This window comes from Pseudomonas sp. ef1, from assembly GCF_007293365.2.
GTDB lineage: Bacteria > Pseudomonadota > Gammaproteobacteria > Pseudomonadales > Pseudomonadaceae > Aquipseudomonas > Aquipseudomonas siliginis.
The window spans coordinates 4,133,937-4,158,109 of record NZ_CM129815.1 but is presented as its reverse complement, the minus strand read 5'-3'; the positions used below and the strand labels follow the sequence as shown (position 1 = coordinate 4,158,109).

Below are 24,173 nucleotides of genomic sequence, written 5' to 3'. Positions count from 1 at the left end.
TCTCTTGTCACGCATATTGACCCAGCCAAGCGCTGTTGAAGAAGCCTTGGCCGAACACGACGCCAAGATGTTTGGCTCACCCAAGGAGCGCCTGGATTTCTACCGCCGGGAAATCCAGTACGAAACCAGCATCCTCGCCAACCGCACCGACGCCTATCTGGCGGCGCAGTCGTTTCTGGTCATTGCTTTCGCTTCGTGCATGGCCAACCTCAATCCCGAGTGGGGCAAGATGTTCACCCTTGTCGTGCCGCCGTTTCTGGCGCTGCTTGGCGTGCTCAGTTCGCTGAATGCCTGGCCGGGGATTCGTGCGGCATACGACATCATCGATCACTGGCACTTCAAACAGAGCCAGTTGCTGCACAGCGAGCCGGTGATGGGCGCGGCGTATGACGAGTCTCCACTGTTCAGCGAAATGGAATCGAGCCACAAGGGCTATCGCAAGTCGCTGCTGTTCTCAGTGCGCACGCCTTGGATTTTTGCGACGTTCTGGGTGATGTTGGGGGTGTATGCGGTGTTTATTCAGGTGACCAATCCGTGAACAGATTGGTCGGCAGGTGGGGGAGGTCTTAAGCTTCGATCGGTTTTCCCCCGCACTGGCTGGAGTGAGGGGGCTGGTAACTTATCACGCGGTTTCCAGCTCAGGCCGCGGCGTAACAGCATTCTGCACCGCTGCCGGAATCGGCGGAAAATCCTCATTCAGCACACACAGATGATCAATCGCATCTTCAAATTTCGCATCGGCTTTCTTGCGCAGTGCCCGGTATTGCTCAAAGCGTTCGAAGTCGGTCGGCGTCTGTTCCAGCAGCGCGTTGGCCGCTCGGTTCAGTTCGTGGGCCTCTTCGAACAGTTGACGATTGCGTTCCAGAGCCAGTGCTCTGCAAGCCTTGATTTGCGCAGGAGTCGAGCATTCGTTCATGACTGTGACCTTGTTTGTGTCGGGGTTCCGTTTGATAGGCTGTTCACCGCAGGGGAACCGAACCTGCCGGGTCGCGCTGGATTGTTGGCGCGGTTAAAGGTGTGACCCTTGGGTCGCGCCCGGCGATCCATTTTTTTCTAGAAAAAACTTCGATGTTTTTCGGCAAAGCTCAACGGTTGAAGAATCAGCTTTTTCGTTGCTTAAGACTTTCATAGCGCGCCAGCATCGGCTGTGTGCTGATGCCATGCAGCAGGATACTCAGGGCCACCACCGACAACGTGATGTCGGTACAGACCTTGGCCACGTCGGAATCGAGGCCATGGTTCAGGGCGAAGAACAGATAGAACAGGCTGCCGATGCCACGAATGCCAAACCAGCCGATCAACAAACGCTGCGGTCCGCTGAGCAGATTGCCCCACGGCATCAGCGCCACGCTCAGTGGACGAATCAGACAGAACAGCACGGCGCCGATCCACAAGGCCCGCCAGTCCCAGTGCGCAATCAGCACGACACCGAGCAGGGTCACCAGAAACACTTCCATAGCCCGCTCGACCAGACTGCCGAATGCGAGCATGTCGCCCATCATGATTCCCGCCGCGACCTGGCTGTCTTCCAACTGCTCCGTGTCGCCGTGCACGGCGTTCTGTGGTTCGACGTTCTGATGACCGACCACCGGCTGCACCAGATGCTCGGCAGGTGCCTGGGTGATGCCCGTGGATTTCACTTCCTCCTGACGCAGGCCGAGACCGGCAGCGAAGACCGCGAGAAAGCCGTAGCCGCCAATGGCGTCGGCGACCACGTAGGACAGCGCGATCAGCGCGAGAGTGAGGTAATCGTTCGGGCCGAGGGTGCTGTCCTCGTTGTGAATGCGCAGCAACAGGGCGATGCGGCCAATGCCACGCCCCATCCAGTAACCGGTGAGCAAACCCGCCGGCACCGCCCATAACAGACTGCGAAGCACCCAGTGCTGCCATTCGCCAGCGCTGCCGTCGCCGTGCAGCAACAGCAGACCGAGAATCACAAAAGGGAAAGCCACGCCATCATTGAGCCCGGCTTCACCGGAGAGGCCGAAGCGCACGCTGTCGACGTCCTGCGCATCATTGACCTGCACCAGTGCAGCGAGCACCGGGTCGGTCGGCGCCAGAATCGCGCCGATCAGCAACGATGGTCCCCACGGCAATTGCAGACCCCAATGCAACAGCAGGCACACGCCGATAATCGTCAGAATCATTACCGGCCCCGCCAGACCAAAAGCGATACGCCAGGTCTTGTGGGCCAACGGCAACCGCAGCTTCAGACCGCAGACGAACAGGGAAAAGAGCACCGCGACTTCAGTCAGGTGCTCCATCCACAATGATGATTCTTCCAGGGACAGTTTCAGAAGTTCGAGGCCGCTGGGGCCGATGGCAATGCCCAGCAGCAGGCACACTGCCGAGGTGGTAACCGGCATCCAGCGCAACCACGACGACGTCAGAGCCAGCGTCAGCAGCACGGCGCCGAGCACCGCGACCCACACGCCGAAACTCATGACCGCTCACTTCGGTGAATTCTCAAGGACAGGCGCACCGGGTCAGCTCACGGTCGTGCGCAGGTACTCGGGGATGAGCACGTTGAACCACAGCAGGATCATCGACACCAGCATGGTCACCAGCACCAGCAGGCCGACGCCCCACACGCACGCCGAATACAGCAGTCCTTGCTCCTTGCGCTCATGCATGAAGGTCGGCAGGCCGACGAACAGCAAAAACGTCGAATAGATCGACGCCGCGCCGAGCACCAGAATCGCCAGCCAGCGGCTCGGGTACAGCCCGGCGATCCCGGCGAGGAAAAACGGCGTCACCGTGTAAGCGGCAAAACCGATGCATTGATTCAGCGTTGGCCGCGCGTCAAATGAACGCGACATCCATCTGATAAACCCGCCGATAACCGCCACACCAGCAACGATCGTCACGTACAGCAGCACGCTCAGTTGCAGGGCGCTGGCCGTGCTCAGGCGCACGTTTTCACCCACGGCTAGGCTCCAGCCGACCTGGGTGGTGCCGATGAACAGGCACACGGCGGGAATCAACGCGAGCAGCAGCAGATGCGCGAGGTAGTGGCGGGGATGGGTTTCCTCTTCGCGGCGGATATCGGTCCAGGCGAAGTTGGGTTGGGTGAAGAGTCTGACGAGGGGGGCGGACATGACAACCTCCTGTTCCTGTTGGCCCGTAGGCGCTTACAGGTATGGAGAGATGCCATGCCGCTCGGGTTCAGTTTTTCTGCTGCACGGTTACAGCATCGGTTTGCCGCCGGTCACGCCGTAGCGCTGGCCGGTAATGTAGCTGGCTTCGTCGGAGGCCAGCAGCACGTAAATCGGTGCGACTTCCACCGGTTGGCCCGGACGGCCGAGCGGGGTGCTGCCGCCGAAGTTCTGTACTTCTTCGTCGGGCATGGTCGAGACGATCAGCGGCGTCCAGATCGGGCCTGGGGCGACGCTGTTGACGCGAATTTCCTTCGGCCCGAGCATCTGCGCCAGGCCACCGGTGAAGTTGGCGATCGCGCCTTTGGTGGTGGCGTAGGCCAGCAGGGTCGGTTTGGGCATGTCCGAGTTGACCGAGCTGGTGTTGATGATCGACGAACCGGGGCGCATGTGCTTGATCGCCGCCTGGCAGATCCTGAACATGGCGGTGATGTTGACGTCGAAGGTCATCACCCATTCGTCATCGGGGATTTCCTCGAAGTTTTCGTGGGTCATCTGGAACGCGGCGTTGTTGACCAGAATGTCGATGCGGCCAAAGCGCTCGACGGTCTTGTCGACCAATGCTTGGCACTGAGCCTTCTCGGCGATATCGCCCGGCAGCAGGATGCACTGACGCCCGGCCTGCTCGACCCAGCGTGCGGTTTCCTTGGCGTCTTCGTGTTCATTCAGGTAAGCCACGGCGACGTCGGCGCCTTCACGGGCGAAGGCAATCGCCACCGCGCGACCGATGCCGCTGTCGGCACCGGTGATCAACGCAATCTTGCCGGCGAGGCGGCCGGAACCGACGTAACTTTGCTCGCCGCAGTCTGGATACGGTTCCATCTTGCGTTGCGAGCCGGGCACCGGTTGGGCTTGTTTCGGGAAGGGTGGTTTTGGATAGTCAGTCATCGCAGGGTCTCCTGATTTCAAGTCCAGTGTTCCGGGTTGACCCGGTGGCTTTGCCTTGAGTTCGATCGGATTTGCGCTGGATTCTGGTTGGCGATGCAAAACCAATGTGGGAGCGAGCCTGCTCGCGAAAGCGGTCTGTCAGACGATAGATGTGTCGACTGACACTGCGCTTTCGCGAGCAGGCTCGCTCCCACAGGGGATCACTTACAAAGGGGAATCTCGGGGCAGGATCAGAGATTGCGGTTAGCCAAAGCCCGCTCCATCCGCGCAATCCCTTCTTCGAGCAACGCCCTCGGGCAACCGAAGTTCAAGCGCACGAACTGCTGATGCTGGTCACCAAAATCGAGCCCGGCACTCAGCCCGACCTTGCCCTGTTCGAGGAAGAACCGCTGCGGATCCGGCAGGTCCAGCGCGGTGCAATCGAGCCACGCCAGATACGTGCCCTGCGGCACATTGATGGTCACGCCCGGCAGCCGCGTGCGTACGGCGTTCACCAGCCAGTCGCGGTTGGCCTGCAGGTAGATTTTCAATTCCGCGAGCCACGGCGCGGCTTCGCTGTAGGCGACGCGGGTTGCTTCCATGCCCAGCGGGTTGACGCTGTCGACCATGCCGCAGCGGGCGTGGTTGACGCGTTCGCGCAGCGCGGCGTCCTGAATGATCATGAACGAGGTCTTCAGACCGGCGATGTTGTAGGCCTTGCTCGCCGACATCAGGGTGATCGTGCGCTTGGAAATTTCCGGACTCAGCGATGCGGTGGGAATGTGCACGCGGCCGTCGAAGCACAGTTCGGCGTGAATTTCGTCGGAAATGATCCACGCGTCCTGCGCTGCGCAGATGTCCGCGACTGCCTGCAATTCTTCGCGGGCGAAGACCTTGCCGAGCGGGTTGTGCGGGTTGCTCAACAGCAGGGCGCCGCCGCCTTTCAGCGACTCACGCAAAGATTCCAGCGGCGTGGCGTAAGTGCCATCGGCCTGGGCTTCGAATTGCAGCTCGACCTTGTTCAGGCCCCAGTGGCCCGGCGCATGGCGCAGCGGCGGATAGTTCGGCACTTGTACGACGACATTCTGCTGCGCCTGCACCAGGGCCTTGAGCGCCATGTTGAATCCCGATTCCACGCCCGGCAGGAAAATCAGCTCCTGCGGTTTGACCTGCCATGCGTACTTGTTCCACAGGTCGGCGACGATGGCGTCGCGCAGGTTGTCCTGGGCCACGCTGTAACCGAGCAGCGGGTGCAGCAGGCGCTGTTGCAAGGCTTGGACGATGACCGGCGGCGCGGCGAAATCCATATCAGCGACCCACATCGGCAACACATCGGCCGGGTAACGGCTCCACTTGGTGCTGCCAGTGTGGTGGCGGTCGAACAGCTGATCAAAATCGAAAGTCATGCGCGGTCTCGGGGCGGCGGGTGGTTCGTGGGCGCCATGATAACTCGTGGCCCGGGCGGGGCACATAAATCCTGACGGCAACCTCATAACCCTGTGGGAGCTGGCTTGCCAGCGATGGCGCCGGCACAGTCGGCATAGGTGTTGCTGACCCACCGCAATCGCTGGCAAGCCAGCTCCCACAGGGATTGGGGTGCAGAGCAAATTCTGCGCCCAGACACCCGACGGTCGGTTTTCACACAATCGGCAAGGTCTTTGTCTACAGTGAAAAAGTCGGCGCCAAGGCGTCGCAACCTTGATTGTCCAGATAAAGCCCGGCGCAAGTACCGGGTTCCACCTGATCAGGAGTGCACGATGGATCTCAGCCGTCGTCAGTTCTTCAAGGTCGCCGGTATCGGCCTTGCAGGCTCAAGCCTGGGCGCGTTGGGCATGGCCCCGACGGCGGCCTTCGCCGAGCAGGTGCGTCACTTCAAGCTCGCCCACACCCGTGAAACCCGCAACACTTGCCCGTATTGCTCGGTCGGTTGCGGTTTGATCATGTACAGCCAGGGCGATGCCGGCAAGAACGTGGCGCAAAACATCATTCACATCGAAGGCGATGCCGACCACCCGGTCAATCGCGGCACGCTGTGCCCGAAAGGCGCGGGCCTGCTCGACTTCATTCACAGCCCCGGCCGCTTGCAGTACCCGCAAGTGCGCAAGCCCGGCAGCAATGAATGGACGCGCATCGGCTGGGACGAAGCCCTCGATCGCATCGCCGACCTGATGAAGGCCGACCGCGACGCCAACTTCATCGAGAAAAATGCCAACGGGCAAACGGTGAATCGCTGGCTGACCACCGGTTTTCTCGCGGCATCGGCGGCATCCAACGAAGCCGGCTACATCACTCAGAAGGTGATTCGCAGCCTCGGTCTGCTGGGGTTCGATAACCAGGCGCGTGTCTGACACGGCCCGACGGTGGCAAGTCTTGCCCCGACGTACGGCCGTGGTGCCATGACCAACACCTGGACCGATATCGCCAACGCGAATCTGATCCTGGTAATGGGTGGCAACGCAGCAGAAGCGCATCCGTGCGGCTTCAAATGGGTGACCGAGGCCAAGGCGCACAACGCCGCGCGGCTGATCGTGGTCGACCCGCGTTTTACCCGGACCGCTTCGGTGGCCGACTATTACGCGCCGATCCGTACCGGTACCGACATCGCCTTCATGGGCGGGTTGATCAATTACCTGCTGACCGAGGGCAAGATCCAGCACGAATACGTGCGCAATTACACCGACGTGTCGTTCATCGTCAAAGCCGGTTATGGCTTCGAAGACGGCCTGTTCAGCGGCTATGACGCGGAAAAACGCAGCTACACCGACAAGTCCGGCTGGGGCTACGAATTCGCCGAGGACGGTTTCGTCCGCGTCGACCCGACCCTGCAAGACCCGCGCTGCGTCTATCAACTGATGAAGCAGCATTACAGCCGCTACAACATCGACCTGGCCAGCCAGATCTGCGGCATGCCGGTCGACGCGATGCAGAAAATCTGGGAAGAGATCGCCACCTGCTCGACACCGGGCAAGACCATGACGATTCTCTATGCCCTCGGCTGGACGCAGCACTCGATCGGCGCGCAGATCATTCGCAGCGCGGCGATGGTGCAATTGCTGCTGGGCAACGTCGGCATGCCCGGCGGTGGCGTCAATGCGCTGCGCGGGCACTCGAACATCCAGGGCCTGACCGACCTCGGTCTGCTGTCCAACGCCTTGCCCGGCTACCTCACGCTGCCTAGCGACAGCGAGCAGGATTACGGTCAGTTCATCTTCAAACGCACACAGGTTCCGCTCAGACCGGGGCAGCTTTCGTATTGGCAGAACTACAGCAAATTCCACGTCAGCCTGATGAAATCCTGGTACGGCGCCAATGCCACCGCCGAGAACAACTGGCTGTTCGATCATTTGCCCAAGCTCGACATCCCCAACTACGACGTGCTGAAAATGTTCGATCTGATGAGCCAGGGCAAGGTCAACGGCTACTTCTGCCAAGGCTTCAATCCGATCGCGGCGTTACCGGACAAGAACCGCGTGATGGGCGCATTGGCCAAGCTCAAGTGGCTGGTGGTGATGGACCCTTTGGCCACGGAAACCTCGGAGTTCTGGCAGAACGTCGGGCCGTACAACGATGTGAAAACCGCCGAAATCCAGACCGAAGTCATTCGCCTGCCGACCACCTGTTTTGCTGAAGAGGACGGCTCGCTGGTCAACAGCAGCCGCTGGCTGCAATGGCACTGGAAAGGCGCCGACGGCCCCGGCGAAGCACAGACCGACATTCGCATCATGAGCGAACTGTTCCTGCGCCTGCGCCAGCGCTATCGGACCGAAGGCGGCAAGTTTCCTGATCCGCTGCTGAAACTGTCGTGGCCGTACAAGATCCCCGACGAGCCTTCGCCGGAAGAACTGGCGCGGGAAATCAACGGCACCGCTGTCAGCGATTTCACCGATGCCAGCGGCGTCACGGTCAAGGCCGGTACGCAACTGGCCGGCTTCGGTTTGCTCAAGGATGACGGCAGCACCGCGTCCGGTTGCTGGATTTTCGCCGGCAGCTGGACCGAGGCCGGCAACCAGATGGCCCGGCGCGATAACGCCGACCCATTCGGCATGCACCAGCATCAGGGCTGGGCGTGGGCGTGGCCGGCCAATCGGCGGATTCTCTACAACCGTGCCTCGGCGGACCCGGCGGGCAAACCGTGGGATCCGAAAAAGCGGCTGGTGTGGTGGAACGGCAAGGCCTGGACCGGCACCGATGTGCCGGACTACAAGGCCGACGTGCCGCCCGAAGCCGGGATGAACCCGTTCATCATGAACCCCGAAGGCGTCGCGCGGTTCTTCGCCGTGGACAAGATGAACGAAGGGCCATTCCCTGAGCACTACGAGCCGTTCGAAACGCCGATCGGCATCAACCCGCTGCACCCGCAAAACAAGAAAGCCACCAGCAACCCGGCGGCGCGGATCTTCGATTCGGTCTGGGAAACCCTCGGCGAAGCCAAGGACTTCCCGTACGCCGGCACCAGTTACCGGCTTACCGAGCATTTCCATTTCTGGAGCAAGCACTGCAAGTTGAATGCGATTGCTCAGCCCGAGCAGTTCGTGGAAATCGGTGAGGTGCTGGCGAACGAGAAGGGCATCGCTGCCGGTGATCGCGTGCGTGTCAGCTGCAAGCGCGGGTTTATCGAAGCGGTGGCGGTGGTGACGAAAAGGATCCGGCCGCTGCAGGTCAACGGCCAGGTCGTGCATCAGATCGGCATCCCGCTGCACTGGGGGTTCACCGGCCTGACGCGCCACGGTTACCTGACCAACACCCTGGTGCCGTTCCTCGGCGATGGCAACACTCAGACCCCGGAATCCAAGTCATTCCTGGTCAACGTGGAGAAACTGTAAATGGCCAGCCAAGACATCATTGCCCGCTCGGCCACCACCACTGCGCCGCCGTCGGTAAGGACCCAGCAGGGCGTTGCCAAGCTGATCGACACGACCAAATGCATCGGTTGCAAGGCCTGCCAGGTCGCCTGCTCGGAATGGAACGAGCTGCGCGACGAGGTCGGCCACAACCACGGCACCTACGACAATCCGCAGGATCTGACGGCGGATTCGTGGACGCTGATGCGCTTCACCGAGCACGAAACCGACGCCGGTAACCTTGAGTGGCTGATCCGCAAGGACGGCTGCATGCACTGCGCCGAGCCCGGTTGTCTGGCCGCGTGCCCGAGCCCCGGGGCGATCATTCAGCATGCCAACGGCATCGTCGATTTCGATCAGGACCACTGCATCGGTTGTGGCTATTGCATCACCGGTTGCCCGTTCAACATTCCGCGCATTTCGCAGAAGGATCACAAGGCCTACAAATGCACACTGTGTTCCGACCGGGTGGCGGTGGGGCTGGAGCCGGCCTGCGTGAAAACCTGCCCGACCGGCGCGATCGTCTTCGGCACCAAGGAAGACATGAAAGAACACGCCGCCGAACGCATCGTCGACCTGAAAAGCCGTGGTTTTGAAAACGCCGGTCTGTACGACCCCGCTGGCGTGGGCGGCACCCACGTGATGTACGTGCTGCATCACGCCGACACGCCAAAAATCTATGCAGGTTTGCCGGACCATCCGGCGATCAGTCCGCTGGTGGATTTGTGGAAAGGCATCAGCAAACCCCTCGGCCTGTTGGCGATGGGTGCGGCGGTGCTGGCCGGGTTCTTCCACTACGTGCGCATCGGGCCGAATCGCGTCGAGGAGGATGAGCATCCGACGCCACCCGACACCTCGGTGCACGTGGTCGACCCGGCGGTGCATACCTTCGATCCACACGGGGAGGAGCGGCCATGAGCAACAAGACGATCCTGCGTTACAGCGCCAACCAGCGCACCAATCACTGGCTGGTGGCGATCCTGTTTTTCATGGCCGGGTTGTCCGGGCTGGCGTTGTTTCATCCGTCGCTGTTCTGGCTCAGTAATCTGTTCGGCGGCGGCACCTGGACGCGGATCCTGCACCCGTACATGGGCATCGCCATGTTCGTGCTGTTTCTCGGCCTAGTGTTCAGCTTCTGGCGCACCAATTTCTTCATCGCCAATGACCGCCAGTGGCTGCGGCGGATCAACCGGGTGATGGTCAACGACGAAGAAAGCGTGCCGCCGGTGGGCAAATACAACGCCGGGCAGAAGTTGCTGTTCTGGACTTTACTGCTGTGCATGCTCGCGTTGCTGTTCACCGGGCTGGTGATCTGGCGCGCGTGGTTCAGCGCGTATTTCGGCATTACCACGATCCGCTGGGCCATGTTGTTGCATGCGCTGGCCGGGTTCGTGCTGGTGCTGAGCATCATCGTGCACATCTACGCCGGTTTGTGGATCAAGGGTTCGGTGGACGCCATGCTGCATGGCTGGGTCAGCCGGCCGTGGGCGAGAAAACACCATGAACTGTGGTACCGCGAGGTGACCCGCGACGAACAGCCTCGGGACGTGCCCGAGCGACCGCTGACAAAAAAGGGCTGACTTTTGCCAAGCATTCTTGAACCTGGGGAAATCGAGGCGGCGGCCAGTTCGCCGCCGTTTCTGTATCTGCCGCCACGTAACCTGTTTGCCCTGCGTGCCGAGCGCCTTGAGCGTCTGGCCGAGGGCAATGGGTTGGCGGATTATCTGCGGCTGATGGCCGGATTGTGCCGGGCGCAGCAGCAGGTCTTCGACGATCCGCCGCTCACCGCGCCGTTTGATGCGCAGCGTTTCGAAGCCTGTCAGCAACACGGTCTGCCACCATTCGCGGCAGATACCTTGGTGCGCGAAGATGCCTGGCAGCCGTGGCTCGACGCCTTGCTGCAGCGCTATGTGCCAGCGGATCAGCCAGCGGTGATCGACGCGCTGGACACTCTGCGCGCCGCCAGTCCCGGCCAGTTGCGCGCGTGGGCGGTGGCGCTGGTCAGTGGGCAGTATTCGCTGGTGCCGGCGGCACTGGTGCCGTTTCTCGGCGCGGCGCTGCAAACCGCATGGAGCCACTGGCTGCTCAGTGTGCCAAATCTGCAACTCAAGCCTGGCGACAGCCTCAGCCAATGCCCGGCGTGTGGCTCGCCGGCCATGGCCGGGGTGATTCGCCATCGCGGCAAGCACAACGGTTTGCGCTATCTGGTGTGTTCGCTGTGCGCCTGCGAATGGCATGTGGTGCGGGTCAAGTGCGTGTATTGCGAGCAGAGCAAAGGCCTTGAGTATCTGAGCCAGGAAGACGACCGGCACAGCGCCGAACAGGCGCCGCTGCGCGCCGAAGTCTGCCCGAGCTGCAACAGCTACCTGAAATTGCTCTACCTGGAGAACGACGCCGAAGCCGAGGCGTTGTCGGCGGATCTCGGCAGTTTGCTGCTGGACATGCGCCTGGCCCAGGACGGCTATCAGCGTCTGGCGCCCAATCTGCTGCTGGCGCCGGGCGACGAATGACGAGAGCGAAAAGTGTCGGAGGGAGCTTGCTCGCGAAGGGGCCGTTCCAGACACATCATCTTTGACTGACTTACCGCATTCGCGAGCAGGCTCGCTCCCACAGGTTTTTGTGGTGACCAACAATGTTCATTCCACCCCGAATCCCTGTGGGAGCTGGCTTGCCAGCGATTGGTCGGCACATCCACCACCTCCTTTGACTGACTTACCGCATTCGCGAGCAGGCTCGCTCCCACAGGTTTTTGTGGTGACCAACAATGTTCATTCCGCCCCGAATCCCTGTGGGAGCTGGCTTGCCAGCGATTCGGTCGGCACATCCACCACCTTCTTTGACGGACCCACCGCAATCGCTGGCAAGCCAGCTCCCACAGATTTGTGTGCCGAATCACAAAGCCCGGTCAGCCCCGGATTTCTCTGTGGGAGCGAGCCTGCTCGCGAAGGCGTCAGGTCAGCCACATCCACACTGACTGACACACCACATTCGCGAGCAGGCTCGCTCCCACAGGTTTTGTGGTGACCAACAATGTTCATTCCGCCCCGAATCCCTGTGGGAGCTGGCTTGCCAGCGATTGGTCGGCACATCCACCACCTTCTTTGACGGACCCACCGCATTCGCGAGCAGGCTCGCTCCCACAGGTTTTTGTGGTGACCAACAATGTTCATTCCGCCCCGAATCCCTGTGGGAGCTGGCTTGCCAGCGATTGGTCGGCACATCCACCACCTCCTTTGACTGACCCACCGCAATCGCTGGCAAGCCAGCTCCCACAGATTTGTGTGCCGAATCACAAAGCCCGGTCAGCCCCGGATTTCCCTGTGGGAGCGAGCCTGCTCGCGAAGGCGTCAGGTCAGCCACATCCACATTGACTGACACACCGCTTTCGCGAGCAAGCTAGCTCCGGCAGTGCGTCTACACTTCTGAAACCCTTTTGGGAGCAAGCTTGCTCCCAAAAGGGATTGTTTCAGTGAAATCAGGAGTGGCTGATGTCTTCCAGCGTTGCCCTGCGGTTGCCGTCCATTGATGGGTTGTTGCGTCATCCGGCGTGCGCGCCGTTGGCCGAACGTTACGGCCGGGACTCGTTGCTGACTGGCCTGCGTCAGTTGCTCGATGAGCTAAGGCCTGACGTGTTAAGCGGGCAATTGGCGGCCGTGGAAATTGGCCCCGAAGTGCTCGCCGGCCGCGTCGGCGAACGCTTGGCGCAACAGCAGCGCAGTCAGGTGCGCCGGGTGTTCAACCTGACCGGCACGGTGCTGCACACCAATCTCGGTCGCGCCTTGCTGCCCGAAGAAGCCATTGAAGCAGTGCAAACGGCTGCACGCTATCCGCTCAATCTCGAGTTCGATCTGGCTAGCGGCAAGCGCGGTGATCGGGACGACCTGATCGAAGGCCTGATCAGCGAACTGACCGGCGCCGAAGCCGTCACCGTGGTCAACAACAATGCCGCTGCCGTGCTGCTCACGCTCAACAGCCTCGGCGCGCGCAAGGAAGGCATCATTTCCCGTGGCGAACTGATCGAGATCGGCGGCGCTTTCCGCATCCCCGACATCATGGCCCGGGCCGGCGTGCGCCTGCACGAAGTCGGCACCACCAACCGTACCCATGCCCGGGATTACCAAGCGGCAATCGGTCCGCGCAGCGGTTTGATCATGCGCGTACATGCCAGCAACTACAGCATCGAAGGTTTTACTGCGCGGGTGTCGACCGCCGAGTTGGCTGAACTGGCGCACGCCCATGGCTTGCCGTTGCTGGAAGATCTGGGCAGCGGCAGTCTGCTCGACCTGACGCGCTGGGGGCTGCCGGCGGAACCGACCGTGCGGCAGGCGCTGCTCGATGGCGCTGACATCGTCACTTTCAGCGGCGACAAATTGCTCGGCGGGCCGCAGGCCGGGTTGATCGTCGGGCGCAAAGAGCTGATCGCGAAGATCAAAAAGAATCCACTGAAACGCGCACTGCGGGTCGATAAATTAACCCTGGCCGCGCTGGAGGCGGTGCTCGGTCTGTACCGCGATCCGGATCGCCTCGCCGAGCGTCTGCCGAGTCTGCGCCTACTGACCCGGCCGCAGGCCGAGATTCATGCTCAGGCTGTGCGTTTGCAACCGTTGCTCGCCGATGTGTTGGGCGAGGTCTGGCAGGTCAGTGCAGTCGAGGCGTTGGGCATGATCGGCAGCGGCAGCCAACCGGTGGCGCGCTTGCCGAGTGCAGCGCTGTGTTGCCGCCCGCAGGTGTCCAAGCGCTGGCGCGGGCGGTATTTGCTCAATCTCGAAGCAGCGTTGCGCGGTTTGCCGATCCCGGTGCTCGGGCGAATCGGCGACGATGCGCTGTGGCTCGATCTACGCCAGCTCGACGATGAGCCAGGGTGGCTGGCGCAGTTGCCGCAATTGCAGGTCGACCGGTGATCGTCGGCACGGCGGGGCACATCGACCACGGCAAGACTTCGCTGTTGCAAGCGCTGACCGGGCAAACCGGCGACCGCCGCCCGCAGGAGCGCGAACGCGGCATGACCATCGACCTCGGTTATCTCTACGCCGAACTCGCAGCGGGCGCCGGGCTGACCGGCTTCATCGACGTGCCCGGCCACGAAAAATTCACCCACAACATGCTCGCTGGTGCGCAGGGCATCGATCTGGTGTTGCTGGTGGTCGCGGCCGACGACGGCGTGATGCCGCAGACCCGCGAGCATCTGGCGATCGTCGAACTGCTCGGCATCCCGCGCGCGCTGGTGGCGATCACTAAATGCGACCGGGCGGGAGCGGGCAGGGTAGAAGAGGTGCAGCGTCAGGTGCTGGATGTGCTCGCGCCTGGGCCATTTGCTGATGCGCCGATTTTTACCGTGTCGAGTGTGAGCGGGCAGGGCGTCGATGGATTGCGCGCGGCGTTGTTGCACGCGCAGAGCGAGGTGCAGGCGCGCGGTTGCGAAGGCGGCTTTCGTCTGGCGATTGATCGGGCGTTCAGCGTCGCGGGTGCGGGGATTGTGGTCACGGGCACGGCGCTATCGGGCACGGTTGCAGTGGGTGACAAACTGGTTCTGGCGCCTGCCGGCAAATTGGTACGCATCCGGGGCTTGCACGCGCAAAACCAGGCCGCTGAACAGGCCTTCGCCGGTCAGCGTGTGGCGCTGAACCTCAGCGGCGAACGTCTGGAACTGACGCAGATCCACCGTGGCCAATGGCTGCTGGCGGACTGGCTGCATGCCCCGACCCAGCGCGTCGACATCGACTTTCAGCTGTTGCCCGGCGAGCGCACCTTTGAGCATTTTCACCCAGTGCATCTGCACCTTGGCACCCAGGATGTCATCGCCCGCGTCGCTTTATTGCAAGGCCCGCGCCTGAGTCCCGGCGAGCGCATGTTCGCGCAACTGCTGATCAACGCGCCGGTGCACGCAGTGAAAGGCGATCGATTGATCCTGCGCGACGCCAGCGCCCAGCGCACCCTCGGCGGCGGTGTTGTGCTCGACCCGTTCGCCCCGGCGCGCCAACGCCGCAGCCCGGAACGCCTCGCGCAACTGCAAACCCTCGCGCTCAGCGTCAGCCTCGAACAGGGCTTGCCGGCACTGCTCAACCACAGCCCCGGCGGCCTCGACCCGCAACGCCTCGAACGCCAGTTCAACCGCCCGCGCGCGCAGTGGACGCTGGCGGAAAACATCCGCCTGATCGACACCCGCCAAGGTCCGCTGCTGTTCAACGTGCAGCGCTGGGGCCAGTTGAAATTCACTTTGCTCGAACAACTGGCGCGATTCCACGAACAGGAACCCGATCAGATGGGGCCGGACCGTGATCGCCTGCGCCGCTTCAGCGCGCTGGCACTGGAACGCTCGACTTTCATCAGCCTGCTCGACGAACTGCTCAATGCCGGCTCGATCCTCGCCAGCGGCCCCTGGCTGCACCTGCCCGACCATCAGGTGCGCCTGAATGCCGACGACGAAATCCTCTGGCAGCAATTACAGCCGTTGTTCGAACAGGCCGGTTTCAACCCGCCATGGGTGCGCGACGCGGCGAAAATGCTCGGCGAAGACGATGCCAGCGTCCGCCTGCTGCTGCGCAAACTCGCACGCTTGGGCCTTATGCACCAAGTTGTGCGCGACCTGTTCATCAGCGACATCGTCCTGCGACAAATGGCGGCGCTGCTGCTGAAACTCGCCGAAGAAAATCCAGCGATTGAGGTGACAACTTTCCGTGATGCGCTAGGCTTGGGACGCAAACGCTGTATTCAGTATCTGGAATATTTCGACCGACTCGGCCTGACCCGCCGCCTCGGCGAATCCCGCCAGATCCGCCCCGACAACGCGCTGGCTGACGCCTGCGCACCCTGAGTTCAGGAAGACAATCGCGCCCGGTGGCGCGGCCGGGCTTCAAACCCGGTTGGGGACGGCATCCGTTCCCGGGCAGGTTCGACTCCGGCTGTCTTCCGCCAGTCTCCCAAAAGCAAAGATCGCAGCCTTCGGCAGCTCCTACAAATCGATGTAGGAGCTGCCGAAGGCTGCGATCTTTTGATTCTGAATGCAGGAGAAACGTAGTCTGGCCCGTTTGGTTCGCCAGTTATTCAGAGGCAGCCGCGAACTTATGTGGGAGCGAGCCTGCTCGCGAAAACGGTATAACAGTCGACATCTCAGGGATTGACCCACCGCATTCGCGAGCAGGCTCGCTCCCACAAAGTTGGCGGCGTGAATGAAGCCTTGTGATTGACAGAAAACCCTGTGTAGGCTTGCCCGCGAAGGCGCCTCACTCAGCATCCTTTAGCGAGGCCCGCTACTGTGGCAACTCCAGATTATCGAGCACCCGATTTACCGCCAACTCTCCGAGCATGATCAGCTGCGCGATCCCCATCAGCGTCCGGCGTTGCGATGGCTTGACCAGCCCGGCGAATTCCTAGGCGATGGTTTTGGCCGAGGCGAGGGTTTCGCAGGCATTGGCCAGCAGGTCTTCGTTTTTCGTGTCGGCGGTGACGGCGTACATGGCGCGGGGGCTAAAGGGCGGCGGGGTCGAGCCGGGTGGGCAGAGGTAGTGGTCGAGGTCGCGGTCGGCGGCTTGGTGGAGTTTTTTGGAGTCGAGGGATTCGTAGGGTGAGGTAGGGTCGACTCCGGCTGTCTTTCGCCAAGTTTTGAAACTCTAGAAACTTTATTGATTAGTTAGTCTTCTGAGAATGAGCGAAAGTCTCGGGGTGATGAGTTTCTATTCGAATAAGCTTTGAGAAGAAGGCTGCCAGAAAAACATGGCTGCCTTCTCAATTTGCGAAGATCCAAACTTTTATTGGCCCTCTAACGGTCTATATTTTTTTAAACGAATATTGTCTAATTCTATAGTTGAGCGGCATAAGGTTATAATGGTTATGATGGAGTACAAGTCTTCCTCTGGTGATCCTAAGTAAAAACTTATTTCGAAGTTCTTCCAGTTAGTTGTGCTCGGTAGCGTTATATACCCTATGCGAATGAATGTTGCTGAGCTTTCATTTCCCATATGTATTATAAAATTGCATTCTGTAGCGTGGCGATAATCAAAGCTAAGCGTGCAAGCCTTGCCGCTTTGAATATGCTGGTAAGATTTCCTCAAATATAACTGGCCACTCGAAGGAAGTACGGCGGATCGCGCAAAATATTCTTCGCCCTGTTTGATTATTGAGCCTGATGAGTTTAAAAATTGCCAGCCATTGCTTTCATGATTTGTGAAAGTGGTTAGATCGTCAAAATCTGCTTCGATATGTAGGGTTAGTGGGGGGAAAAGAACTTTCTTGGTGCTATCGATACTTCCGTAAAAGTTAACGGCTGCTGTAATAATTAGTTTTGATCCATCTTTCATCCCATTAAGCCCAGCCAGCGGAATGGAATGTTTTATCCCACCCAACTCATCCGCCGTCACTTCTTTCCCTTTATAAGCCTCTTCAACAAACCCCGTACTGCCATCACTCTTGATTTCGGTATACGTCAGCCAAATCCTTTGCCCCAAGGCAATGAATGGCCAAGCCGTTGTCCGCGTATGATCCGTCGGCAACAAATCCGCCGGATCCAGCACATCTCCCGTCACCCGATCAATCGCCGGAGTGGGCAATCCGGGATGGCCGTCGGCAATGTCCTGCACGCTCAGTGTCAGTGGCAGGGAATCCCGGGTGTCAGATCCGGTTGTCTTGCTGTAATCCACGGTGACGTTCCTGCCGAAACTGTAAGCAAGCACCTTGTTGTCCAGCGCAATCTCCTGCGTCCCCAGCGCTTTGACCACGTGAGGCGGCGAGGTATCGGAGCCATCGGCGGGAACGCCCGGGGCGGCGGTCCAGCGCACGACGAGTACATCATTGAGCTGAATGGAAGGATCGAAGACCAGCGCGGTCAGCGCATCTTTCGCCGCAAACGGATCCAGGCTGTTGCCTGGCGCTTGTTTGATTTTTGGCGATAGCAGATCAGGCGCCGCTTCGCCAATGATCTCGGCCTCAGCCGTTCCGGAATGACCAATGACGTTGCCCGCCGGCCGTTCCAGTTCAAACCGCACCTGCAAGCGTGCTCCGGAAGTCAGCTGATCGTTGGGTAGTTCCAGAATGCAGGGTTGCAGTACCCCGAACCTGTCGGTGATCACGCCCGGTTGAGTCGATTTCTCGGCCGCTTCGTTCAGTCGATAAAACGCCTTGACCGTGTCGCCCTTTTGAAAATGCGAGGTAGTGGGAGCAATGACGATCAATAGCGGCCGACCGTCGAGTTTTTCGAGGTCCACAAGCGCGGGATCGTCCATGTCATCGTCCGCAATTTCGCGCAAGAGTGGCTTGGGCAGAAATGTGCGCTCAAGATCAATGTTGGCAAAAATGAACTTCGACCAGCGGCTTTGGTGGGTCGGATTTTTCAGTTGATCAATCACGGTGTAGGAGAACGGACAGTTGCTGATACTGCCGATTTCTTTCAGCCTGTCGGAATCAATCAGCACCGAGAACGGCTTGCCGGCTTCTTCCGGCGTCACCCTGTGAGTGAAACGCTGGCGATTGATCTCGTATTCCACCGCATCGTAGGCTCGGCAATAAGGGTAATCGAACGTCAGGAGTACGCCTTTCTCTGCCTGATCCTTGTCAATCACTGCCGGATTTCCAAGCTCTTCGGGCAGGCTGATCAGCAGCCCCGGATGATCGCCGGTGCCAGGCACATCATTGCCGCCGGGCAACGTGTCGTTGTAGAGCGCCCACGCTTCGATGGATTTGTTTTCATTGCCGGCGATGCTTTTCAGCATGTATTGGATTTTGTTGATGACCCCGTCGCGAAACTCCCTCTGGAACACGGAGAAGGTCATTCTCTCGTTGACGACTTGCTGTGGAATGCCACTCTGCACACCGTTGATGTAGAGCCGGATGTCGACATATTGACCAACGTCCACAGGTGGATCAACCACCACCTGCACACCAGCGGCATTGACTCCATCGCGTGTGAGTTCCCTGAATATCCGCAATGGCAAGCCATACGCGTGTATGGGGGGTATGGCTGGCGGGTCGCTGATCACGCCCTCGATCGCCAGGTATATTTTCACGGGATGCAGTGTCATGACGTCGTTGTCGGGTTGAGCATTGTCCATCGCACACCTTCCTGATGAGACGGCCAGGGAGGGCTGGCCGGGATGGAGATATCAGATACCGGGTGGGGGAAGTTGGCTACTGTCAGATCTGACAGGTGAAGGTGGGTTTGCGACGGGCGGTAGGTCTGCGCTCGGAGATGGGCAGGCCGATGCCGACGCACAATCAGAGAAGCGGCCGGGCTTCAAACCCGGTTGGGGACGGCATCCGTTCCCGGGCAGGTTCGACTCTGGCTTTCTTCCGCCAGTTTCCCCAAAGCAAAAGATCGCAGCCTTCGGCAGCTCTTACATCGATTTGTAGGAGCTGCCGAAGGCTGCGATCTTTTGCTTTTCGGTGATACGAGAACGTCAGAGATTACGCTGCGCTTCCATCCGGTCATGCAAGATTCTGATGATCGCGATCCCATAGGCGGTGATTCGAAAATAAATCATGTGACTCTCCACGCTGCAGCGTCGGTAACCGGGGCGGATAGCGTCGCATGCGGGTGCTGTTTTGGGACGATCAGCCAACTGCTCGAAGGACTCAGTCAGGATGTCGATGTAGCGATTGGCCTGATCCAAACCCCATTGTTGAGCTGTATAGGTCCAGATAGCCTCAAGATCCGCTTCGGCGGCGGGGGTAAGTCGGTATTCAGCCATGCGCCCTCAACATTCTCTTTTTGAAAGCATCAGCATCGAAAGGCCGGGGGGCACCACTGGATTCTCCTTCTCGAAGGGCTGCGCGGACGGTTTCCAGTTCAGCGTTTCGCTCTTGCTCTCGACGGATCAAATCGCGGATATATTCGCTGTCGTTGGTGTAATGTCCCGCTTCTATTTGAGCTTTGATCCAATGGTCTTGCTGGTCAGTCACGGTTATGGTTTTGCGTACGGTAGCCATGATCGGGCCCTTTGCGGATGGGGAACTTTGCGCAAATTATCATACTAATGGTGCGCTAACGAGTATGAGCCTAGCCGTTACAAGAACGAATCACAGCCTTCGGCAGCTCATGCGTATATCACTCGAACTGCCGCAGGCTGCATTTTCAGACCCGCAACCGAATCTGCTGCCCGAGCACATCCATCGGGTTAAATAATCCTTCCCCTTTGTGATCGCTTGCAGGCTCGCTACCCCAGGTTCCTTCAGTGGTCGCAAAGTTTGCGTCCGACCAGGATCAATGTGGGAGCGAGCCTGCTCGCGAAGAGGCCGGTACGGGCATCGCATAACTCAGCCGGCCCGCATTACCCCGGCAATTCCAGATTATCCAGCACCCGATTCACCGCCAACTCTCCGAGCATGATCAGATGCGCGATCCCCATCAGCGTTCGGCGCTGCGACGGTTTCACCAGTCCGGCGAACTCCTGGGCGATGGTTTTGGCCGAGGCGAGGGTTTCGCAGGCGTTGGCCAGCAAGTCTTCGTTTTTGGTGTCGGCGGTGACGGCATACATCGCGCGGGGGCTGAAGGGTGGTGGGGTCGAGCCGGGTGGGCAGAGGTAATGGTCGAGGGCGCGGTCGGCGGCTTGGTGGAGTTTTTTTGAGTCGAGGGATTCGTAGGGGGAGGTGGCGGCTGTACGCAGGTTAGCGAACCGGTTATAGGCACCCGGCAGACCCGAAGGTCTCCCACATACAGCCACCATGGCGCAGTCGCAGACAATGAACCCGCGACAAAGCATGGAACGCTGATGCACCTATTCAAGATCCGGGTCGCTAAACCCGATCGCTGATCGGCAGCGACCGCACCACAATAGAACCCGCCCCCAAGGCGCACAAGCCGGCGGATTCTGGCTTGGCTGTAGGCAATGGCGCAAGGATTTGTAGCCTTGAGACCGTGTCAGCAGGTGTCTTTTAAACAGCTTCGTTTAAATCGAAGAATTGCGACGGCATTGATGGCCTCTTCGCGAGCAGGCTCGCTCCCACAGTTGGAATCCCGTTTTCAGCAAGAGCTGAGTGGGCTATTCAGAAACCCAACGGGTACTGGATGACCACGTAAATCCGGTCAATGTCATCCCCCGCCTGTGCTTCGTTGGCGCGGTGGGTGACGTGGGACAGCTGCACCGACAGATCCTTCGCGGCGCCGGATTGCACGACATATTTCAGGTCGATGTCGCGTTCCCAGTGTTTACCACCATTGCCTTGTTGCGGTTGATAGTCACCACTGTCGGCGTCGAAAGGGTTATAGGCGCCGCCCTTGGGCGCATGGCTGCCGTCGATGTGGCTGCCGCTGACGTAGCGGGTCATGAAGTTCAGGCCGGGGATGCCGAAAGCGCCGAGGTCGAGGTCGTAGCGGGCTTGCCATGAGCGTTCGTTGGCGCCGTTGAAGTCGGCGTATTTGATCGAGTTGGCCAGGTAGATCGAGTCGCCGCCGACGAAATCGAACGGCGTGTCGCCATTGATCCGCTGCCAGCCGAGCATCACCGCGTGCGGGCCGAAGCTGTATTTGCCGGAGAGGCTGAAGGCGGTGTTGTCGATCTCGCCGGCCACTGCGCGACCGGTGTCGCGGGTGTGGTAGAGGTTGGCGTCTAGCAATAGGCCGGACTGTTTGAAGTGCAGGTTGCCGTAGTACTGATGCCAGGTGTCGCTCAATTCTGAGGCGTAGAGTGCGCCGCCGACCGGGCTCGAGCTGAACAGATCGGCACCGACGAAGCTGATGCCACCCGCTTCGGTGTTGGCGCCGTAACCGTAGAAATCGCCTTGGCCGGAAGAGCTGTCCTGGTTCTTGAACGCGGTGAAATGCCCGGCGACCAGATTGACGTTGTCGAGCTCGGCGCTGTTGAGCAAAAAGCCTGTGGCGTATTCCGGTTGCAGGCGTTTGTCGGAGGTGTCGAAGACCGGGGTTTCTACGGTCATTTCACCGAAGGCCAGAGTGGTGCGCGAGGCCTTGAACTTGAACGCACCGCCAGCGCTGGAATAGTCGTGTTCGCTGCGGCCATCGCTGTCGACCGGTAGCAGACCGGTGCCGGAGTGGCCCTTGCCGCCGTCGAGTTTCAGGCCGGCGAAAGCATGGGCGTCGATGCCGAAACCGACAGTGCCCTCGGTGAAACCGGATGAGAAGTTGCCGATAAAGCCCTGTGCCCATTCCTGTTTGTAGTTTTTTCCGGAGGGCGTGGGCGAGCGGTAGTCGTTGCTGAGGTAGAAGTTGCGCAGCAGGACATCGCTTTTGGCATCGTCGAAAAATCCGCTGGCATGGGCGGTGCCGGTCAGACCGCAGAGCATGGCAAGCAGGGTGAGGCGGGAGGGCGCGCGGTTGATCATGGTCAGGGCCGGTGGTGATTCGAATGGCGCTGATGATCGAAGATTAGGAACAAAGAGGATTGGGTTGATGTGCTGAGTTGGCAGCTTTCACCACAAAACCTGTGGGAGTCGGGGGTAGTCAATTAGAACTGTGGCGGCCGTCAGGCCGCCATCGCTGGCAAGCCAGCTCCCACAGGGTTTGTGGGAGCTGACACAGTGCATTAAGCCAGCGGCGGTGTACGCGGTGGGATCTGGCGTTTGCTGCCGGTGGATTCGAAAGCGGCGGCGAAGCGCAGCAGGTTCGAGTCGTCATAAGCGCGGCCGGCGAAGGTCAGGCCGACGGGCATGCCGATGTCGGCCATCACGCCCATGGGCACGGTGACGGTCGGAACGCCGAGGTGGCGGATCGCGAGGTTGCCGTTGGCCACCCAGACGCCGTTGCTCCAAGCGATGTCGGCCGAAGCAGGATTGACATCCGCATCGGCCGGACCGACGTCGGCGACGGTCGGGAACAGCACGGCGTCGAGGCCGAGGTTGTCCATCCAGTCTTCGAGGTCGATGCGTCGGGTTCGCTCCAGACCGCGCAGGCCATCAGGCACGGTAGGGATTTCATTCCACGGCGTGATGCCGCGTTCGGCCATGCGCACGTATTCGTCCATGCCGGCGGCCAGATCACCTTCGCGGTTGGGCAGGGTGCCGGGGTCGTGCGGGAAGATCTTCGGCCCGTCGACGTCAACCAGACGGTTAAGCTTCGGGTCGCCGTTGGCCTGCAGGAAGTCGTCGAATGCCCAGGCAGTCAGATCCCACAGTTCATGATGGAGAAAATCTTTCGACACCAGCCCACGGGTGAACACGGTTGGCGCGCCAGGGCGGTCGCCTTCGCAGTTGGAGACCAGCGGGAAGTCGGTTTCGACGACTTCGGCGCCGGCGGCTTCGAGGGCCTGGCGCGCCTGCTTCCACAAATCAATCACGGACGCGCGGGTGTTGATGCGCTGGCCGGTCGGGCCGCCTATGCCGGGTGCTTCGCTGGTGCCGGCGTCGGGGTCGGCGTTGATGTACATGCGCGGAATGGCGAAGCGTTTGCCGGCCAGGGCTTTGGCGTCGGCGGCCAGTTCACTGTAGGTAGCCGGACGCACTTCGCTGACGCGCGGGATCGGCACCCACGGTTGCAGGCGCCACAGGTCGCCACGGGTATCGGGGTCTTCGGCGACGACCACGTCGAGCACTTCGAGCAGGTCGGCCATGGTCCGCGCGAATGGCACGACGACGTCCATGGTCGGGGTCAACGGCCAGTTGCCGCGCACCGAAATCACCCCGCGCGACGGGGTGTAGGCGCACAGGCCGTTGTTCGACGCAGGGCCGCGTCCGCTCGACCACGTTTCCTCGGCCAGACCGAACGCAGCAAAACTCGCAGCGGTGGCGGTGCCGGCACCGTTGGACGAGCCGGAGGCGAACGGGGCGGTGAGGTAAGCGGCGTTGTACGGGCTTTCGGCGCGGCCATAGACGCCGCGTTGCATGCCGCCATTGGCCATCGGCGGCATGTTGGTCTTGCCCAGGCAGATCGCCCCGGCAGCGCGCAGGCGTTCGATGGTGAAGGCGTCGCGGTGGGCGACCAGATCGGCAAATGCCGGACTGCCGGAAGCGGCGGTCAGGCCCTTGACCAGATAACTGTCTTTGGCGGTGTAGGGGATGCCATCGAGCGGGCCGAGGGTTTCACCGTTGGCGCGGCGGGCGTCGGAGGCGCGGGCTTCGTTCAGCGCTTCGGGGTTGCGCACGACGACGGCGTTGAGTGCCGTCGAGGTGTCGGCGCCGTCGTAGGCATCGATCCGTGCCAGATAGGCCTGCACCAGCTCCACGGCAGTGGTCTGGCCGGATTCGAGGGCGGTGCGCAGTTGGGCAATGGAGACTTCGGTGACTTCGATCATCGGGTCACCTGTTGAGCGTGGATGTTTGGGGCAGGGGTATTCATAGCGGTTCTCGTTGCACGGCTTTAAGCGACAAGGTCAAGACTGGCGCCTATTTAACACCAAGCCGCGCTTCGAGTAATCGGCGGGGTGATGCC

Annotated in this window: 18 protein-coding genes, 1 tRNA gene and 1 pseudogene; 8 read left to right on the top strand and 12 right to left on the bottom strand. The window is 60.6% G+C overall.

The annotated features are described in order from the left end of the window. The first annotated feature begins 4 nt into the window (after nucleotides 1-4). Nucleotides 5-538 (top strand): hypothetical protein, encoded by a 534-nt coding sequence (locus tag FEE99_RS18925; RefSeq protein ID WP_016774826.1) that lies wholly within the window; start codon nucleotides 5-7, stop codon nucleotides 536-538. Nucleotides 539-622: 84 nt separating this feature from the next. Here FEE99_RS18925 and FEE99_RS18920 read toward each other — a convergent pair whose 3' ends face one another. The 5 genes from FEE99_RS18920 to FEE99_RS18900 form a co-directional block, all read right to left on the bottom strand. Continuing rightward, nucleotides 623-916 (bottom strand): hypothetical protein, encoded by a 294-nt coding sequence (locus FEE99_RS18920; protein WP_041480293.1) that lies wholly within the window; start codon nucleotides 914-916, stop codon nucleotides 623-625. Nucleotides 917-1,100: 184 nt separating this feature from the next. Continuing rightward, the gene (locus FEE99_RS18915; protein WP_041480294.1) at nucleotides 1,101-2,444 is read right to left on the bottom strand and encodes a cation:proton antiporter; all 1,344 of its coding nucleotides are present in this window, start codon (nucleotides 2,442-2,444) and stop codon (nucleotides 1,101-1,103) included. Between the two features lie 42 nt (nucleotides 2,445-2,486). Beyond that, nucleotides 2,487-3,098 (bottom strand): Yip1 family protein, encoded by a 612-nt coding sequence (locus FEE99_RS18910; RefSeq protein WP_041480295.1) that lies wholly within the window; start codon nucleotides 3,096-3,098, stop codon nucleotides 2,487-2,489. An 87-nt stretch (nucleotides 3,099-3,185) separates the two neighbouring features. Further along, a complete protein-coding gene (locus FEE99_RS18905; RefSeq protein ID WP_016774822.1) occupies nucleotides 3,186-4,043 on the bottom strand; it encodes a glucose 1-dehydrogenase in 858 nt (285 codons plus the stop codon). A 230-nt stretch (nucleotides 4,044-4,273) separates the two neighbouring features. Next, a complete protein-coding gene (locus tag FEE99_RS18900; RefSeq protein ID WP_041480296.1) occupies nucleotides 4,274-5,428 on the bottom strand; it encodes a MalY/PatB family protein in 1,155 nt (384 codons plus the stop codon). Nucleotides 5,429-5,779: 351 nt separating this feature from the next. Here FEE99_RS18900 and fdnG point away from each other — a divergent pair, with 351 nt between their 5' ends. From fdnG to FEE99_RS18865, 7 genes are all read left to right on the top strand, one after another. Further along, on the top strand, nucleotides 5,780-8,845 hold the full coding sequence (gene fdnG, locus FEE99_RS18895) for a formate dehydrogenase-N subunit alpha (protein ID WP_143978915.1): 3,066 nt from the start codon (nucleotides 5,780-5,782) through the stop codon (nucleotides 8,843-8,845). Next, nucleotides 8,846-9,781: a formate dehydrogenase subunit beta gene (gene fdxH / locus FEE99_RS18890; protein WP_041480298.1), complete on the top strand. Its 936-nt coding sequence runs from the start codon at nucleotides 8,846-8,848 to the stop codon at nucleotides 9,779-9,781. It abuts the gene before it with no gap. Further along, nucleotides 9,778-10,443, top strand: a complete 666-nt coding sequence (locus FEE99_RS18885) for a formate dehydrogenase subunit gamma (RefSeq protein WP_041480299.1) — start codon at nucleotides 9,778-9,780, stop codon at nucleotides 10,441-10,443. The genes fdxH and FEE99_RS18885 overlap by 4 nt, the downstream gene beginning before the upstream one ends. A gap of 3 nt (nucleotides 10,444-10,446) precedes the next feature. Beyond that, nucleotides 10,447-11,373, top strand: a complete 927-nt coding sequence (gene fdhE, locus FEE99_RS18880; protein WP_041480300.1) for a formate dehydrogenase accessory protein FdhE — start codon at nucleotides 10,447-10,449, stop codon at nucleotides 11,371-11,373. 978 nt (nucleotides 11,374-12,351) lie between these two features. Further along, nucleotides 12,352-13,764: an L-seryl-tRNA(Sec) selenium transferase gene (selA, locus tag FEE99_RS18875; protein ID WP_041480301.1), complete on the top strand. Its 1,413-nt coding sequence runs from the start codon at nucleotides 12,352-12,354 to the stop codon at nucleotides 13,762-13,764. After that, a complete protein-coding gene (gene selB / locus FEE99_RS18870; RefSeq protein WP_041480420.1) occupies nucleotides 13,761-15,677 on the top strand; it encodes a selenocysteine-specific translation elongation factor in 1,917 nt (638 codons plus the stop codon). The genes selA and selB overlap by 4 nt, the downstream gene beginning before the upstream one ends. A gap of 5 nt (nucleotides 15,678-15,682) precedes the next feature. Further along, nucleotides 15,683-15,778 (top strand) — tRNA-Sec (locus FEE99_RS18865). 335 nt (nucleotides 15,779-16,113) lie between these two features. Here FEE99_RS18865 and FEE99_RS18860 read toward each other — a convergent pair. From FEE99_RS18860 to FEE99_RS18830, 7 genes and pseudogenes are all read right to left on the bottom strand, one after another. After that, nucleotides 16,114-16,440: pseudogene (locus FEE99_RS18860) on the bottom strand (DUF6124 family protein); the annotation flags it as partial. A gap of 171 nt (nucleotides 16,441-16,611) precedes the next feature. Next, on the bottom strand, nucleotides 16,612-18,906 hold the full coding sequence (locus FEE99_RS18855) for a hypothetical protein (protein WP_052392206.1): 2,295 nt from the start codon (nucleotides 18,904-18,906) through the stop codon (nucleotides 16,612-16,614). Nucleotides 18,907-19,251: 345 nt separating this feature from the next. After that, the gene (locus tag FEE99_RS18850; protein WP_041480302.1) at nucleotides 19,252-19,542 is read right to left on the bottom strand and encodes a type II toxin-antitoxin system RelE/ParE family toxin; all 291 of its coding nucleotides are present in this window, start codon (nucleotides 19,540-19,542) and stop codon (nucleotides 19,252-19,254) included. After that, nucleotides 19,535-19,780 (bottom strand): type II toxin-antitoxin system ParD family antitoxin, encoded by a 246-nt coding sequence (locus FEE99_RS18845; RefSeq protein ID WP_016770738.1) that lies wholly within the window; start codon nucleotides 19,778-19,780, stop codon nucleotides 19,535-19,537. Before FEE99_RS18845 ends, FEE99_RS18850 begins: the two co-directional genes overlap by 8 nt. Before the next feature lie 341 nt (nucleotides 19,781-20,121). Beyond that, a complete protein-coding gene (locus FEE99_RS18840) occupies nucleotides 20,122-20,568 on the bottom strand; it encodes a DUF6124 family protein (protein WP_237143774.1) in 447 nt (148 codons plus the stop codon). 268 nt (nucleotides 20,569-20,836) lie between these two features. Then, nucleotides 20,837-22,132: an OprD family porin gene (locus FEE99_RS18835; protein WP_041480303.1), complete on the bottom strand. Its 1,296-nt coding sequence runs from the start codon at nucleotides 22,130-22,132 to the stop codon at nucleotides 20,837-20,839. Between the two features lie 200 nt (nucleotides 22,133-22,332). Further along, on the bottom strand, nucleotides 22,333-24,036 hold the full coding sequence (locus tag FEE99_RS18830) for an amidase (protein WP_041480304.1): 1,704 nt from the start codon (nucleotides 24,034-24,036) through the stop codon (nucleotides 22,333-22,335). Nucleotides 24,037-24,173 lie beyond the last annotated feature (137 nt).